Here is a 13,715-nt window from a genome sequence, read left to right on the forward strand (position 1 = left end):
TTTTTATAATTCTATCTCATTCCAAAATTCGGTTTTGATAGTTTTGGATCAAACTTTATTTTCGAGAATGGTGAATTAATTGATTTGGAATCAGAACCATTAACTTCGAGGCGGCTTCTTTGTCGATCGGATCTTTTCGCTCTTCGGATTGAGAGGGAGTTCTATGACGAATTTTGTTCCGACTCCTTCCTTACTCTCCATTCCGATCTTTCCCTTATGCAGTTCCACGATCACCTTTGCGATCGACATTCCCAAGCCGGTGGTTTCTTCCCCTTTGAGTCCTTGCCTTTTGGCTCTCGTAAACTGTTCAAAGATCATCGGTTGTAAACCTTCCGGAATTCCGATTCCCGAATCTTCCACTTCGATGATCGCTTTTTTTCTTTTTGCAGAGGAACGTATCGTAATCTCTCCGCCTTCCTCCGTGAACTTTAAGGAATTTGAAATTAGATTCTCCAATACTCTTTGAAATTTAAGAGATTCTACCTGAACGTGAATAGGATTTGTCCCGAGGTTTGCATACAATTTGATTTTGTTTTTTTCGGCTTCGGTCGTGTTTTGTCTGATCAGAGTTTCTATGAGATGATTGAGATTTATAGTTTCTAATTTCAGCCGGTAGTTTTCGCTTTCCATTTCCGCTATCTGCAGAAGCTCTTGTATGATATTCAGAGATTTGCTTCCTGCGCGAAGCATCATATTCAATAATTCGATATTGTTCTGATCGGTAGCCTGATCTTTCATCATTTCGGTTAGGTTCAGAATTCCACTGATAGGATTTTTTAGGTCGTGAGCCGCCGCAGCTAACAGTCGGTCTTTACTTTTGATACGATTGATCGTTTTTTGTTCATGGATTTTTCTTTCGGTGATGTCTCTTATATAAACAGTGGCTCCGAAAACCGTTTCTTTCTCGAACGGAAGTTCTTCGTTTAAAAACTCCGCCGTTCGCGGGGTTTCGTTCTTTGAAATTCTGCGATTTGAAAAAGCCGCGTTGCTTAGAATTGGATACGTTAGAATTTCATAATGGTTGGAAACTCCGTTCGGCCAGTTTACTTCCAGTTCTTTGAGTACGGAATTGCCCGAAAATGTTTCATCATAGATTTGTTTCCAATAGTCGTGCACTTCGACGCCGAATTGTTCTATGATATTCTCTCCCGCTTTTAGATCGAGATCGTATCTATTTTTTATAGAATCATAGAATGTCTGATTCATCACTAGAATTCTGTAATTTCTATCTACGGAAAGGATGGAATCTTTCGTATTCTCGATCAAAATTCTTAGATTGGCTTCCGATCGCGAAAGCATTTCCGCCATCGCCATTCTTTCCGTTATGTCTTTGCAGAATACGGCGACTCCTGTGATTTCGTCCTCCTTAACGATCGGGTTGAAGGATAATTCCAAAATTCTTCCTTCGATATCCTGATCGTGGACGAAACGTTCGTTCTTGAACGCCCTTTCGAATAATTTTGTGAATAGTTTTTTGAGTTCCGGGTTGGGCGCGATTTCTTCCAGACTCATTCCCGTTTGAATTTCGAGTCCCGAAAGTTTTTCATAACGTCTTCGCATCGCATCGTTAAAATAAGTGAGTCGATAGTTTTTATCCAAAGACCAGATCGGATCGTTCGTATTTTCGATGATCGAATGGATCGTGGAGCGGATTTTGTCCATTTCAGCTTGCAGCTCTTTTTCGCGGGTGATGTCCCTCGTGATCCCCTCGAATCGTTCCGGTTTTCCTTCTTCGTCGGAAACGACCCAAGAACGATCGCAGATATGTATGATTTCTCCGTCCTTTTTGATTACTCGATATTCCACTTCCACGAACGGATTTCCGGAGTTTAACTCCTGAAGTTTGCGCTGGATTATATGTTGATCTTCCGGATGAGCCATTTTTGCCCAGAGCTCGTGATCTTTTGAAAATTCTTGCGGATCAACTCCGTAGATTTTTCGAGCGGCTTCACTTACGAAAAGAGGAACGTTTTTTTGGGCGTCCGCGGACCAAATCAAATCATCGATGGTTCCTAATACTTTTTTTAAAAGATCCTCTTTTTCCCTTATGCTCGATTCGGCGCTTACTTCTTTCGTCTTATCGGTTCCAACTCCGAGAAATCCCTGAAATTGATTATGAATATCGATGACCGGATAAATCTTCCATTCGACGTTTAAGAAGATTCCGTCCGCATTTTTTATTTTATAAGAATGAGATTCGGGTTCTAAGGTGTTTTTTACGTTTTTTAGAATTTCATAAATTTTATTTCTGATCGGTTCCGGAAGAAAGTGAATCCATTGCACCGCATAGAGTTGTTGTTTCGTTTTTCCAAAAACGTCACAACAGGTTTGATTGATATAAGTCAGAGTCGTATCGGGAAGAAACTTACAGATCAATAACGGAAGATGATCTAATATCTCCGATGATTCGGGAGAATATGCGTTCCCTACGATACCTGGATGTTTCGGACTCAATTTTTTAAATCCCTTACCTTTCGAAAGTGCTCTTTCATTGGACGAAGAAGTTTTGCTCTGTCTAATGGATTTATATTCTAACACGAAAATGTGATTTCTAAAAATAACATATATATCGACGTCTTTGTCATACTTGACATCTTGTTTTTGAGATCGTGATCCTTATGTTCTAGATCGGATCGTTGCATCGTATCTTTCATTTTGAAGTTCGAAATTCTTTCCTTGGATTTTATAAGGTTTTAAATTTGATCCGTAAATCCTTTCGTGCGATCGACGTATTCCGATCGCGGGAAGAAGTTATATCTTTCAGTTTATATTCTCGGACATCGTGTAGTTTCACCGGATAAATCGGTGAAGACATTTCAGACGGTTGTTTTGATTTTAACGCGTGCGGATTCGATCCAGACTCAAATTCTCTAGGAAGTTGCTTAAAAAATACGCGTAAAAGATCAAAGGAACACGATTCCTCGTCGATTTTGCCTCTTAAATCACGGGAATTCTTTAAAATCCAATTGACCGAATTCTTTTTCTAAATCGATTTTGTATGCAATCGATTCGAACTTGAGGACGTTTTCGGCTCCATTCGATTGAATTTTTTATAAAGCGTATTGAACCGTTATGTGGAAAAATAAAATTTATTGGATTCTCATTATATTCTTATTTTTGAATATTTCCCTGTTTGCGGATATTATCTATTTCAAAGACGGCCGAGTCATTTTTGTGAAAGTGCTCAATCAGGATATGGATAAGGTCACTGTTTCAAACGAGAAAGAAACTTGGGAAATAGAAAAGAAAAAGGTTTCTCGAATTTCGTTTAACGAAGACGAGGAAATTTATGTTCGGAATCAACTGAGAGAAAAAGACAGAATGATCGGCGAGATCGATTTTCTGAAAAAATCCCTTTCTGAAAAAGAAACTCAGGAATCCTTAAAAAAAGAAGAATCTCAAAAAAATCACGAACTCGCAAAATCTTCTCTTTGGAGAAGCGCGGTTCTTCCGGGCTGGGGACAATTTCATAGACAGGATTTGGAAAGGGGATATTTTTTCTCGATCTCCGCGGGACTTACTTTTCTCTATTGGTTTCAAGCGGACTCGAAGTATAAAAAGGAAACGAAGGAATTGAACGACGCGAACCAACTTTCCGCGTTATCCGGTATCAGCGGAGATTCCGGATTGATCGCGGGGGCTTTTTTAAACGCGAACGAGATTCGAAACCGAAGGTTTCAAGCGGGGATGCAGGCTTCTTCCGCTTTCGTGCTTTTTTTGACGATCTACACGTTCAATCTAATCGACGCTTGGTTGTTTGGAAGACCTTGGAATTTTTTTGCAAAGGTTCCGGAAGAAAAAAAAGAATCGATCGAAATCAACGTGACGCCGGATTCTTCTCAATCTCCTACGACCCCGGCCGCTCCGGACGTTCCGGAAAGAAACAACGTTCCCATGCTGCCGCAGTCGGCCATTCCCGGTAACGGTTTGAGCCGCTGGGAACTGAGATGGAGAATCCGTTTTTGAGCGGATTCTCCATTCTATTTTTTGAATGTTATTTTTTCGGTTTTTTAGAAACGGCCTTCTTTGCAAAAGATTCTTCCTGCGCGAGGAGTAATTCTTTTTCATAAGCCATCTGACCGTTGGAAGGATGCGACGCCGGATGAACCAAGGACGCGTTCATGTCGTAGTCGGGACGGAATTTGGATTCGATCCATTCTCTGAAACGATCGATAAATCCGAAAATCGAAGGCACGACTACGAGAGTTACCACCGTCGAAAGAATCAATCCTCCGATGATCGCGATTCCCATAGCGGTTCTCGATTTTGCCGCTTCTCCAAAACCCAACGCGATCGGAACGGTTCCCATAATCATCGCGAGAGAAGTCATCAAGATCGGCCTGAGTCGGACAAGTCCGGCTTGGTAAATCGCTTCGTTTCTGGACAATCCTTCGTCTCTCATCGCCTGCATCGCATAGTCCACGAGAAGGATCGAGTTTTTCGCAACAAGACCCATGAGGAGAATCAATCCGATCATCGAGAAAAGGTTGAGCATTTCGTTCGTAAGAGCAAGCGCGAAGAACGCTCCCGAAATCGCCGGCGGAATCGCGAAAAGAATCGTCACCGGTGTGATGAAAGATTCGTACAAGGACGCAAGTACGAGATAAATAAATACCAGCGCCAATCCGAAGGCCAAAACGATATTCGCCAATAACTCCTTAAAGTCTTCGGACTGTCCTTGGAAGTTGTATCGAATTCCGGGAGGCGGAGGTAGTTCTTTTTTAAGAATTTCATCCGCCATCCGAGTTGCATCCTGCACGGCTCCTCCCGGAGCGAGGTTTGCGTTGACTACGATCGTTCTTGCGCGGTCGATACGATTGATACGAGACGGACCTGCGGTTTCCTTTCCGGAACTGATCGCCGCGAGAGGAATCAACTTGTTGGCAATGTTCGGAACTTTCGTTTGTCCGTAGGCCATTCTCAAGTTTCTCTGATTCGGCTGTAGCCTCATCTTGACTTCGTATTCGATCCCTTTGTCGTAGTATTTGCTGACTTCGTCTCCTGCGATTTGATAACGAAGTTCGGATCCGGCGACGCCCGGAAGAACCCCGACCAACTGCATTCTCATGTTATCCAAATGAATCTGATATTCCGGTTTACCGGCTCTATAATCGGTATCCAAGTCGGCAAGATCGGAAATCGATTTCAATCTCGCGACGACCTTTTTGGAATAAACCTCCATCTCCGCCAGGTTCTCGCCCTTGATCACAAGCTGGAACGGATATTGAATTCCGCCTCCGACCGCGCTGTAATCGGAAACGGCCGGTCTCGCGTAAGTAAAGGTTTTGAGAATTTCCCGAATATCGTCTTTGACTTGAGTCGTGGTGCGTTTTCGTTTTTTAGAATTTACCAATGCAACCGCGAGAGTCGCCGCGTTCGGTTCTCCTCCGTCCGGTTTTCCGATCGTAACCGCGATCATATCCATTTCGGGAATTTTTTTGAGCACGTCGAGAACCTGATCCGCGACTTGTTTGGTTCCTTGAAGACTGGTTCCGGGCGGGAGATCCAAGGTAACTAAGAATTCGCCCTGATCGTTCGCAGGTAAGAACGTACTCTTAACGAACTTCAAAGAGAAAATGGAAAGAATGAAAATTCCGAGTGCGCCCAAAAGAACAAGGCCCGGTCTTTTCAGGGCGACTCGCATGATTCTTCCGTATTGTTTTTCCAACCAGGTTTGAAACTTGTCGAAGGCTTCTACGGCTTTGTTTTTCTTTGCGTCGTGATCGATCTTTCCAGCGAAATATGCGGAAAGCATCGGAGCCACGGCGAGACCGTCAAACAGAGAGATCAACATCGCGAATACGACGGTCAATCCGAACTGTTTGAAAAATTGTCCTACGATTCCGGAAAGAAACCCGACGGGTAAGAATACGGCGATCACGGTGAGAGAAGTTCCGATTACGGCTAACGTAACTTCGGTGGTTCCCGTTTCAGCCGCTTCTAAAACTCCCTTTCCTTCTTCCAGCTTTCGGAAGATGTTTTCACGAACTACGATCGCATCGTCGACGAGCAATCCCACCGCCAGGGATAAGGCCAAGAGTGTCATAACGTTGATCGTAAAACCCATGACCCACATAAGAACAAAAGCGCCGAGCATCGAGTTCGGAAGTGCGAGCCCCGTGATCACAGTGGAGCGGAAGTTTCCTAAGAAAAAGTAAACCGTAATCACGGCGAGAAGCATACCGATAACGATCGCTTCGGTCACGTCTTCCACGTTGTAACGAATCCACTTGGAACCGTCGCGGATCAGCCGAATCTTCGGCTTTCCTTCCATGTCCTTGATTCCGTCGTTGAGTTTCCCGATTCTTTTGAGAACTTCGTCGGCGACCGCAACCGTGTTACCGCCGGATTGTTTGTAGACGTCGATGAAAAGCGCCGGTTTCGTCTCTTTCGGAATTTCAGCGACTTCTTTTTTTCCTTTGAATAAGTTGCCGATCTTCGCGAAGAAGGAAACTTTTTCTCCGCTTTCATCCTCTTTGGAAGCCCAGAGATAACCGATGGTTTCTTCGTCTTCGGTTCCGTCGCGAACGGTTCCCAATTGTTTGATCAGGACTGCGTTACCGACTTCCCCGCCGAAGGAAACGATCGTATTTTCGATTTGAGAAAGAGATTCGTATCTTCCTAAAGTTCGGTAGGAAGTTTCTTTGGAACCGGTTTCAAACTTTCCGACGGGAACGTTCAATCCGGCGCTTTTGAGGCGGTTTGCGATGACCACCATCGGCATCTGATAAGAACTGAGTTTGTTCCGATCGAGTTCGATCTGAATTTCTCTTCTGGTCCCGCCAACGATCTTTACGGAACCAACGCCTTGTACTTGTTCCAATCTGGCTTTGATGGTTTCTTTTGCTAAGTCGTAGAGTTTCGCCTGATCCAGTTCCGCAAAAACCGCAAGACGAATGATCGGTTGATCCGCTGGATCGAAACGAACCACTTTGGGTTCTTTGATTCCAGTAGGAAGTTTCGGTTTTACGAGGCCGACTTTATCGCGGAATTGTTGTTCGGCGTATTTGATATCCGTATCAAGAGTGAATTCTCCGAAAACGACGGAGACGCCTTCTTGATTTCGTGAGGAGATTTTTTTAAGACCGGAAATGGAGGAGAGTTCTTCTTCCATCGGTTTAGAAACGAGCTCTTCGATTTCTTCCGGGCCGGCTCCCGGATAAATGGTAGTCACGGAGACTACGGGAATGTTTACATCGGGAAAGAGATCGACCCCCATTCTTCCCAAAGCCACCCAGCCCGTGAGGAGCATAAGAAGAACGATACTCGAAATAAAAATAGGTCGTTTGATCGAAAGCTGGGCGATATTCATGGATTACCTCAGTGTATCTGCCAGAGAGCGACTTGCTTCCAAAAAAGGAAATCACTATCAAATATCCGTGAAGAAATTTTAGAATCTAAGTCGAAAATAGGTCTTAATAGTTTGAAAAGAAAAACAATTCATAAAGAATGTTTTCAGAAGATTCTACAACAAAAAGGGAATTTGGAACAATCAAAAATAGGAGTTCCTACTTTTTTCAAAGGAAGGATCTCCTTTTTTTGGTTTTTTGGGAACCTATAAGGATTAGTAGATTCTGCGAATCGCTTGGGAAATTCTTTGAATATTATCCTTCGTGAGGTTTGGATAAACCGGAATACAATGTCCTCTTTGAAAAAGTCTTTCTCCGTTCGGGAAATCCGAGTTGGAAAGTTCGAGGATATGGTGGATCGGTTCTTCGGAGGCTCTTTGGGTTCCGATTTGAAGAGAACGAAAGTAACGTTCCACTTGTTCGTAGGCGCCGGGTGCGATGATGATAAAACGGTTGAACGTATCCAGGTTCGGATCTCCGTACCAGGTGTTGACGGAAGTTCCGGAAATCGATTGGAGATAAACCTGAGCGATCTTTCTCTTTCTTTCTAAGATGATTCCGATTTTGGAAAGTTGTTCGATTCCCAAAGCCGCTTGGTAATCGATTAAGTTATAATCTAATTTCGGTTGTCCTTCTTTTCTTTGATAAGGCTCTTTTCCTGCTTTCATCGCGCGCATTTTCTTTGCGAGAGATTCTTGATCGGTGATGATCATCGCTCCGTTTCCGGTGGTAATCATTTGATCGACGGAAAGTCCGCAGACGGCGAGGCTTCCTTGTTTTCCAGGAGTGAAGGTTTCACTCTGTGCGCCTAAAACTTCCGAGATATCTTCGATTACAGGAACTTCTTTGAAGTCATAACGTTTTGCGTCTACAACGGCGCCGAAAGCGTGGTCCAAGATGACCGCTTTGACCGAAGAATTTTCGAGCGCCGATTTCAAACCGTCCGCGCTTATATGAAAAGAATTCTTATCCAAATCCACTACGAGAGGAACCGCTTTGAGGAGAAAGATCGCATCGAGTGCGGAGACGGGTGCTAAAGTGGAAAGGACGACTTTGTCTCCCGCTTGAACATCCAGCGCCAGAAGAGCCAGGTGATATGCTGAAGTAAGATTGCTGCTGGAGACGACTTGTTTGAAACGAAAGGTGGAAGCGAAGACCTTTTCAAATCTTGTCGTAACGTTCCCCGTGGTGAGATGGTCTTCGACGAGGCATTCCAGGACCGTTTTCAGATCCTCTCTTGAAAGAGTGGGTTTGTGAAATTCAATCTCCGTTTTTTTCTTTGGATTCTTCTCGAGAATTTCAGTTTCGGTGCTACTCATATCCAACTCAAGCTCATATAATTATATTATGTCGCATTCTGCTGCAAAGAAGAATCTCGTAAATTCCTTTTTAGCGGTCCGCAAACGGAGAATCGTAGATACGCGAAAAAGTACAAGAAAAATCTTGCCTTTTCTGGGTTTTTTGTAGGAACTCCTATCATTCGAAGCGAATTGTCGGTTTTCGCCGTAAAAACCTCTTGGGGAATTCTTCTTTAAACTCGTTTCCCCTCTCAAAAAAAAGTAGGAACTCCTATAAAACCGACTGCAAATGGATCTTCCTTTTAAAGAATCAAAAAGGCCCTAAGAAATCTTTCGATTCACAAGGGCCTGAAATGAAGACCGGTCTTGGAAAAGAGTTCTCTTATCGATTACAAACAATCCACGGTCGTAAGATTTACCGGAGCAAGCGCTGGTCCGTTTGCTTGCTGATAAAACGACCGGCGAGGAAGAACAAGCGTTCGATGCACCGAAAGAAGCCTTCACCGAATAAGTTCCCACATCGGGAAGAAGAAATGTTTTCGAAGAAGTTACGTTGTTTTCGGAAAAAAGCGCAGTTCCTGAACATGTGCTTCCCGTATAAACGTTCAGGTTTGAGACCCCTTGGCTATTTAAGGAATTCGCATTTACCTGAACTGAGACTCGTAAGCTTGGATCAAGAGCTACAAGCAGTAACGATTATTAGCATTTGCTCATTTAAGTTGTCCACGTCATTTTGCGAAACGCAACCCGAAGTGGAAAGCGCCGCGAGAGTAATTCCCAAGAAAAAGATCTTCAGTGTTTTCATACGTAAGTTATCTCCTATCCTTCAAAGAGGCTTGCAGCCTGAAAGCGGTCAATGGATTCTAAAGGAGAGGGTAACGCGTATTATAGATCAATAAAAACGATTTCTTCGATTAAGGTGGAGTATCTTGAAATAGTTTTTTAATCCAAAATTGATAAAGAATTGTTTGGTAATTAATCTTATTTGATTTTCGATAAGTCTTCTGAAAAGAATATTCAAAATCGTTTATATTGTTGAAAGAAGTTGGATCAATGCGACCGTTTTCGACTTGCGACTAACCTGAACGAGATTGGTAAGATCGAAACGAAGAGTTTTCTCTTTGGATAAAAAAGGGGGTTGGGGGATCGCATTTCGAAAAATGCAAAAATCCGAATCAAAAAAAACCGGAATTTCTTCCGGCTTCTTCAACGTTTCAGTCTTTCTTAAAAAGATTTCTCGTTCCGATCCAGATTTCCGGAAGATAGGCGCCGATGAGAATCAAGATTAAACCGCCGACGGTCCACTTCGAAATCAGAACGTTTTCGGTAAAACGAGTCAAGCCGACGTTTAAAATACTTACGTACCATCCGATCGCGATGAGAATGATTCCGACAGTGTGAGGAATGACGTAATGGAGAATCGTATTCATTTTGGTTCCTTTTCAAAAACTAAGAATGAGGAGATTTTGCAAAGAAAGCGGTGGGATTCAAGTGGTTTTCGGGTTGCTTAGAATCCGGATTCTCGGAAAGTCTCAGCTATGTCTCAAAATGAAAATTGGAACGACGAGGAAGAGGATTTTCCGATTCCAGTCAAAGAAGCCGGAAGGACGGAATCCAGGCTTTCTGCGCTTTTATTCAATCTTCTCAATCATCATTCTCCCCTGAGTTTTACGAAAATCCGTTCCTTACTTCCGGATCATTATCAAAATTTGGAGAATCCGGATTCCGATCGGAAAAAACTTTCCAGAGACGTGGAAGAATTGGGAGAACTCGGTTTTTTCGTTCGTTCCACGCAGGACGGTTACGTCCTGGACCGAAACGTTTCCAATCGGGAATTAAAACTCGAAAAGGAAGAATTGCAGGTTTTGGCGGAAACGATTCTTAGATTTTATCAGAAATCTCCTTCGTTAGAACTCTATTCCCTTTCTCAAAAACTTTTCGAAGGAAAGTTGGACGTTTATCCGGAATTGGAGATGGATTTAAAAACCCAAAAAAATCTGAGCCAAAACGAAAGCAGCGCTTCGGAAGAGATCTTAAAAAAACTTCTCGAGTCCTTAAAAACAAAATCGCCGATTCAATTCTTATATTACAAAACGTTTCCGGAAGAAACGTATCGGGTGGAAGCGGATCCGATTCGGCTGATTCGAAAGAACTCGGAAGACTATTATCTTTTGGCGTATGATCGCAAGAAAAAGGAAAGAAGAAGATTTATCATTCCTAAAATTTCGAAATTGGAATCGATCGCGGAAAATTCTCTCTATCAACCGCAAGGACTCAAAAAAGAAGTTTCCCAGGATTGGGTGCTTCATCCCGCGCTCTTTCAGGTTCACGATCCGATCGAAGTGGAATTGATCTGCGATCCCGAATTCTCCTATAAAGTAAGAAATGCTATATCAGAAATTCCTTATGAAGAATTCAAACGGGATTCTTTTCGTTTGAAGATAACCAATCAGGAAGGATTGTTTCCCTTTTTGATCGAAGCGAGGGATACGATTCAAAAAATTCTTCCGGAAACCTTGGCGCAGGCGTTCCGGAAGAACGTCGAACAAATGTCGTTCAATTATCAATCGTTTTCGGAGAACGTTTGAATCGAAATGATCGAAATCGGAGTTTTAATTTCTGAATTCCGAATTTTCTAAAACGATTGCGATTCCTTGTCCTCCGCCGATACAAAGCGAAGCGACTCCGATTCTTTTGTTTCTTCTTTTGAGTTCGTAAGCGAGAGCCAGAGTAACTCGGGTTCCGCTCGCTCCGAGAGGATGTCCGATCGCGATGGCTCCTCCGTTGACGTTTGTTTTTTCCGGATTCAGTTTGAGTTCTCGGATAACGGCTAACGTTTGAGAAGCGTAAGCCTCGTTGATTTCGAAAAGATCCACGTCTTCTATTTTGATTCCCGCGTTCGAAAGCGCCTTCGGAACCGCGAAAACCGGACCGAGACCCATCATCTTCGGATCACATCCGACGTTCGCATAACCTAGAATATGCGCCAAAGGTTTCAACTTCGCATTCTTAGCCCAAACCTCGGAGGAAAGAAGAACGGACGCGGCGCCGTCGTTGATGCCCGAGGCGTTTCCCGCGGTAACACTTCCGTCTTTTAAGAACGCGGTGGGAAGGTTTTTCAATTGATCCACACATTCGGCTCCTCGAATCTGTTCGTCCTTTTGAAGAAGAATCGACTTCTTTCCTTTGGTTTGAACGGGAATCATTTCATCGGAGAACGTTCCTTGGATCGTCGCCCTTTCGGCGCGGACTTGGGACATGCCCGCCCATTCGTCTTGTTCCGCTCTGGAAATTTGAAAATGTTTCGAGATATTTTCCGCGGTCATTCCCATCGTAAGATCCACAAAACAATCTGTGAGGCTTTGAGCTAACCGATCTTCGGCGATCGAGTTTCCGTATTTATTTCCCCACCTTGCGTTTTTTAATACGAAAGGCGCGTTGCTCATCGATTCCGTTCCTCCGGCGAGAATCAATTGATTCTCTTTGGAGAGAATTTTTCTCGCACCGATGATGATGCTTTCCAGTCCCGATCCGCAAAGACGATTGAGAGTCAAAGCGCTCGAACTTTCCGCCAAACCGGAACGAAGTCCGATATGTCTCGCGAGATACGCGGAATCTTGATCGTCTTGTATTACATTTCCGTAAATCGTTTCCTCGATCTCCAAGGGATCGATTCCGGTTTTGCGAATCGTTTCTGTTGCGGTGATCACTCCGAGTTCTGAAGAACTGAAGTCCTTGAGTCCGCCCCCGAATTTTCCGAAAGGCGTTCTTGTTCCGTCGATAATAACCGTCATTATTGTCTACTCCTTTTGTAGTGTATATACACTATTATGATTCTATCGATTAGACGCTGCGTCTAAACTATTTCTCCGATTCCGTTTTTAAGACGGGAAGTTTTCTTATTTCCGAAAGAATTTTGAGAGTGTCTTTGAACTTGGTCTTTCCGAGATCTTCGATAAGAGAATGCTGGGCTTGTTCCCAGAGTCCGATTCCTTCGGAGAGTTTGGATTCTCCTTTTTTTGTGAGATAAATGGAACGTACGTTTCCGGTTTCTTTTTTTTCAATTCGGATCAATCCGTCTCGATTCAGAATTTCTAAACTTCTCTGAAGAGTGGTTCTATCTATATCGGTGATTTTTGCGAGGTCCGTGATGCTCGGTTCTTTCTCGTAGGCAATGCTTGCAAGAACCGTGAATTGGGTGATTCTCATTCCGGAAGGTCTTAGGATGGAATCGTAAAACGAAGTTATCAATCGAGTGGTTCTTCTCAGATTGAGATTCAGACAAGAAAGGCCGACAACTTTTAAATCTTCTCTGGAAAACTTCACGGTCAAATACCTCTTTGAAACCAAAGTAAAACGTTCCAATCAAAAGACAATCCGATCCCGAACGGGATGGTGTCGAAATTCTATAAAAGAATTTTTTCGGTTCAATTTTTACGTTTTAAGTTCCTTTCTCTTCGAAAAAGAATCCTTGTTTAAACTAACGCCGTTTCCCGATTTTCCGAATTGAATTTAAACTCTCCCATTTTTTCCAAAACTTCCGTGGGTAAGAATGCGGGTTTTTTCGTTTCAAAGTTGATCCACATTCCGTACGATCGGACCTTGCTAACGATCTTTCCGTCGGATTCCCTTTCCAACTGCTGATGAAAAATCGCGCGCGTTCTTTTGATAAATTCAACCCTGGTTTTCACAATGACCGTATCGGGATATTTTAGGTCGGAAAGATATTCATATTCGGCCTTGTAGACGATCGGGCCGATCCCGCTTTGTTTGGTTTTTTCCATATCGATTCCGGAGCTGATAAAAGCCTTCATCTTGGCTTCGTCGCAGTAGGAATTGTAATTCTGATTGTTTACGTGTCCGTTTACGTCCGTATCGCTGAAACGAACGGGAATCTTGGATTCAAAACGAAATGTCTCTTCCATCTTGGTTTTTTCTCCTCTCTAAGAATTTATAGTGTATATACACTATAAAAGTCAAATCAAATTTGAAAGAATTCTTGGCCCCGGATTTTCTTTGGTAATTTCTCGGCTTCTATATTTTCAAAAAAGAAGAAGGGGCTGGGTCG

Annotated in this window: 10 protein-coding genes and 1 pseudogene; 2 read left to right on the top strand and 9 right to left on the bottom strand. The window is 43.2% G+C overall.

Annotation, left to right across the window (positions count from 1 at the left end):
* Positions 1-99: 99 nt before the first annotated feature.
* Positions 100-1,263 (bottom strand): sensor histidine kinase, encoded by a 1,164-nt coding sequence (locus CH376_RS24780; protein WP_338063568.1) that lies wholly within the window; start codon positions 1,261-1,263, stop codon positions 100-102.
* A gap of 42 nt (positions 1,264-1,305) precedes the next feature.
* Positions 1,306-2,538: pseudogene (locus tag CH376_RS24785) on the bottom strand (PAS domain-containing protein); the annotation flags it as partial.
* A gap of 534 nt (positions 2,539-3,072) precedes the next feature.
* Here CH376_RS24785 and CH376_RS04180 point away from each other — a divergent pair.
* Entirely contained in the window at positions 3,073-3,966 is an 894-nt protein-coding gene (locus tag CH376_RS04180) for an LA_0442/LA_0875 N-terminal domain-containing protein (RefSeq protein ID WP_100786772.1), read from the top strand.
* Between the two features lie 28 nt (positions 3,967-3,994).
* Here the strand turns inward: CH376_RS04180 and CH376_RS04185 are convergent, their stop codons facing one another.
* From CH376_RS04185 to CH376_RS04210, 4 genes are all read right to left on the bottom strand, one after another.
* Positions 3,995-7,312 carry an efflux RND transporter permease subunit gene (locus CH376_RS04185; protein WP_100786771.1) on the bottom strand — a complete coding sequence of 1,106 codons (3,318 nt, stop codon included), beginning with the start codon at positions 7,310-7,312 and terminating at the stop codon, positions 3,995-3,997.
* A 252-nt stretch (positions 7,313-7,564) separates the two neighbouring features.
* A complete protein-coding gene (locus CH376_RS04190; RefSeq protein ID WP_165781792.1) occupies positions 7,565-8,668 on the bottom strand; it encodes a DegT/DnrJ/EryC1/StrS family aminotransferase in 1,104 nt (367 codons plus the stop codon).
* 652 nt (positions 8,669-9,320) lie between these two features.
* Positions 9,321-9,452, bottom strand: a complete 132-nt coding sequence (locus CH376_RS24725) for a hypothetical protein (protein ID WP_276328263.1) — start codon at positions 9,450-9,452, stop codon at positions 9,321-9,323.
* Positions 9,453-9,861: 409 nt separating this feature from the next.
* Positions 9,862-10,077, bottom strand: coding sequence for a hypothetical protein (locus tag CH376_RS04210; protein ID WP_100786766.1), 216 nt, complete (start codon positions 10,075-10,077; stop codon positions 9,862-9,864).
* A gap of 108 nt (positions 10,078-10,185) precedes the next feature.
* On the opposite strand from CH376_RS04210, the gene CH376_RS04215 reads away from it, so the two are divergent.
* Positions 10,186-11,235, top strand: a complete 1,050-nt coding sequence (locus CH376_RS04215) for a helix-turn-helix transcriptional regulator (RefSeq protein WP_100786765.1) — start codon at positions 10,186-10,188, stop codon at positions 11,233-11,235.
* A 24-nt stretch (positions 11,236-11,259) separates the two neighbouring features.
* Here the strand turns inward: CH376_RS04215 and CH376_RS04220 are convergent, their stop codons facing one another.
* From CH376_RS04220 to CH376_RS04230, 3 genes are all read right to left on the bottom strand, one after another.
* Entirely contained in the window at positions 11,260-12,441 is a 1,182-nt protein-coding gene (locus CH376_RS04220) for a thiolase family protein (RefSeq protein WP_100786764.1), read from the bottom strand.
* Between the two features lie 67 nt (positions 12,442-12,508).
* Positions 12,509-13,012 carry a MarR family winged helix-turn-helix transcriptional regulator gene (locus tag CH376_RS04225; RefSeq protein ID WP_420843521.1) on the bottom strand — a complete coding sequence of 168 codons (504 nt, stop codon included), beginning with the start codon at positions 13,010-13,012 and terminating at the stop codon, positions 12,509-12,511.
* Between the two features lie 110 nt (positions 13,013-13,122).
* The gene (locus CH376_RS04230; RefSeq protein ID WP_100786763.1) at positions 13,123-13,572 is read right to left on the bottom strand and encodes an acyl-CoA thioesterase; all 450 of its coding nucleotides are present in this window, start codon (positions 13,570-13,572) and stop codon (positions 13,123-13,125) included.
* Positions 13,573-13,715 lie beyond the last annotated feature (143 nt).

Origin of the sequence: Leptospira adleri (genome assembly GCF_002811985.1) — a bacterium.
GTDB classification, from domain to species: Bacteria; Spirochaetota; Leptospiria; order Leptospirales; family Leptospiraceae; genus Leptospira; species Leptospira adleri.

What these genes read in the sequence shown, in the direction of transcription:
- CH376_RS04180 (WP_100786772.1), top strand. Translation starts at nt 3,073, where the DNA reads ATGTGGAAAAATAAAATTTATTGGATTCTCATTATATTCTTATTTTTG.
- CH376_RS04185 (WP_100786771.1), bottom strand. Translation starts at nt 7,312, where the DNA reads ATGAATATCGCCCAGCTTTCGATCAAACGACCTATTTTTATTTCGAGT.
- CH376_RS04190 (WP_165781792.1), bottom strand. Translation starts at nt 8,668, where the DNA reads ATGAGTAGCACCGAAACTGAAATTCTCGAGAAGAATCCAAAGAAAAAA.
- CH376_RS24725 (WP_276328263.1), bottom strand. Translation starts at nt 9,452, where the DNA reads ATGAAAACACTGAAGATCTTTTTCTTGGGAATTACTCTCGCGGCGCTT.
- CH376_RS04210 (WP_100786766.1), bottom strand. Translation starts at nt 10,077, where the DNA reads ATGAATACGATTCTCCATTACGTCATTCCTCACACTGTCGGAATCATT.
- CH376_RS04215 (WP_100786765.1), top strand. Translation starts at nt 10,186, where the DNA reads ATGTCTCAAAATGAAAATTGGAACGACGAGGAAGAGGATTTTCCGATT.
- CH376_RS04220 (WP_100786764.1), bottom strand. Translation starts at nt 12,441, where the DNA reads ATGACGGTTATTATCGACGGAACAAGAACGCCTTTCGGAAAATTCGGG.
- CH376_RS04230 (WP_100786763.1), bottom strand. Translation starts at nt 13,572, where the DNA reads ATGGAAGAGACATTTCGTTTTGAATCCAAGATTCCCGTTCGTTTCAGC.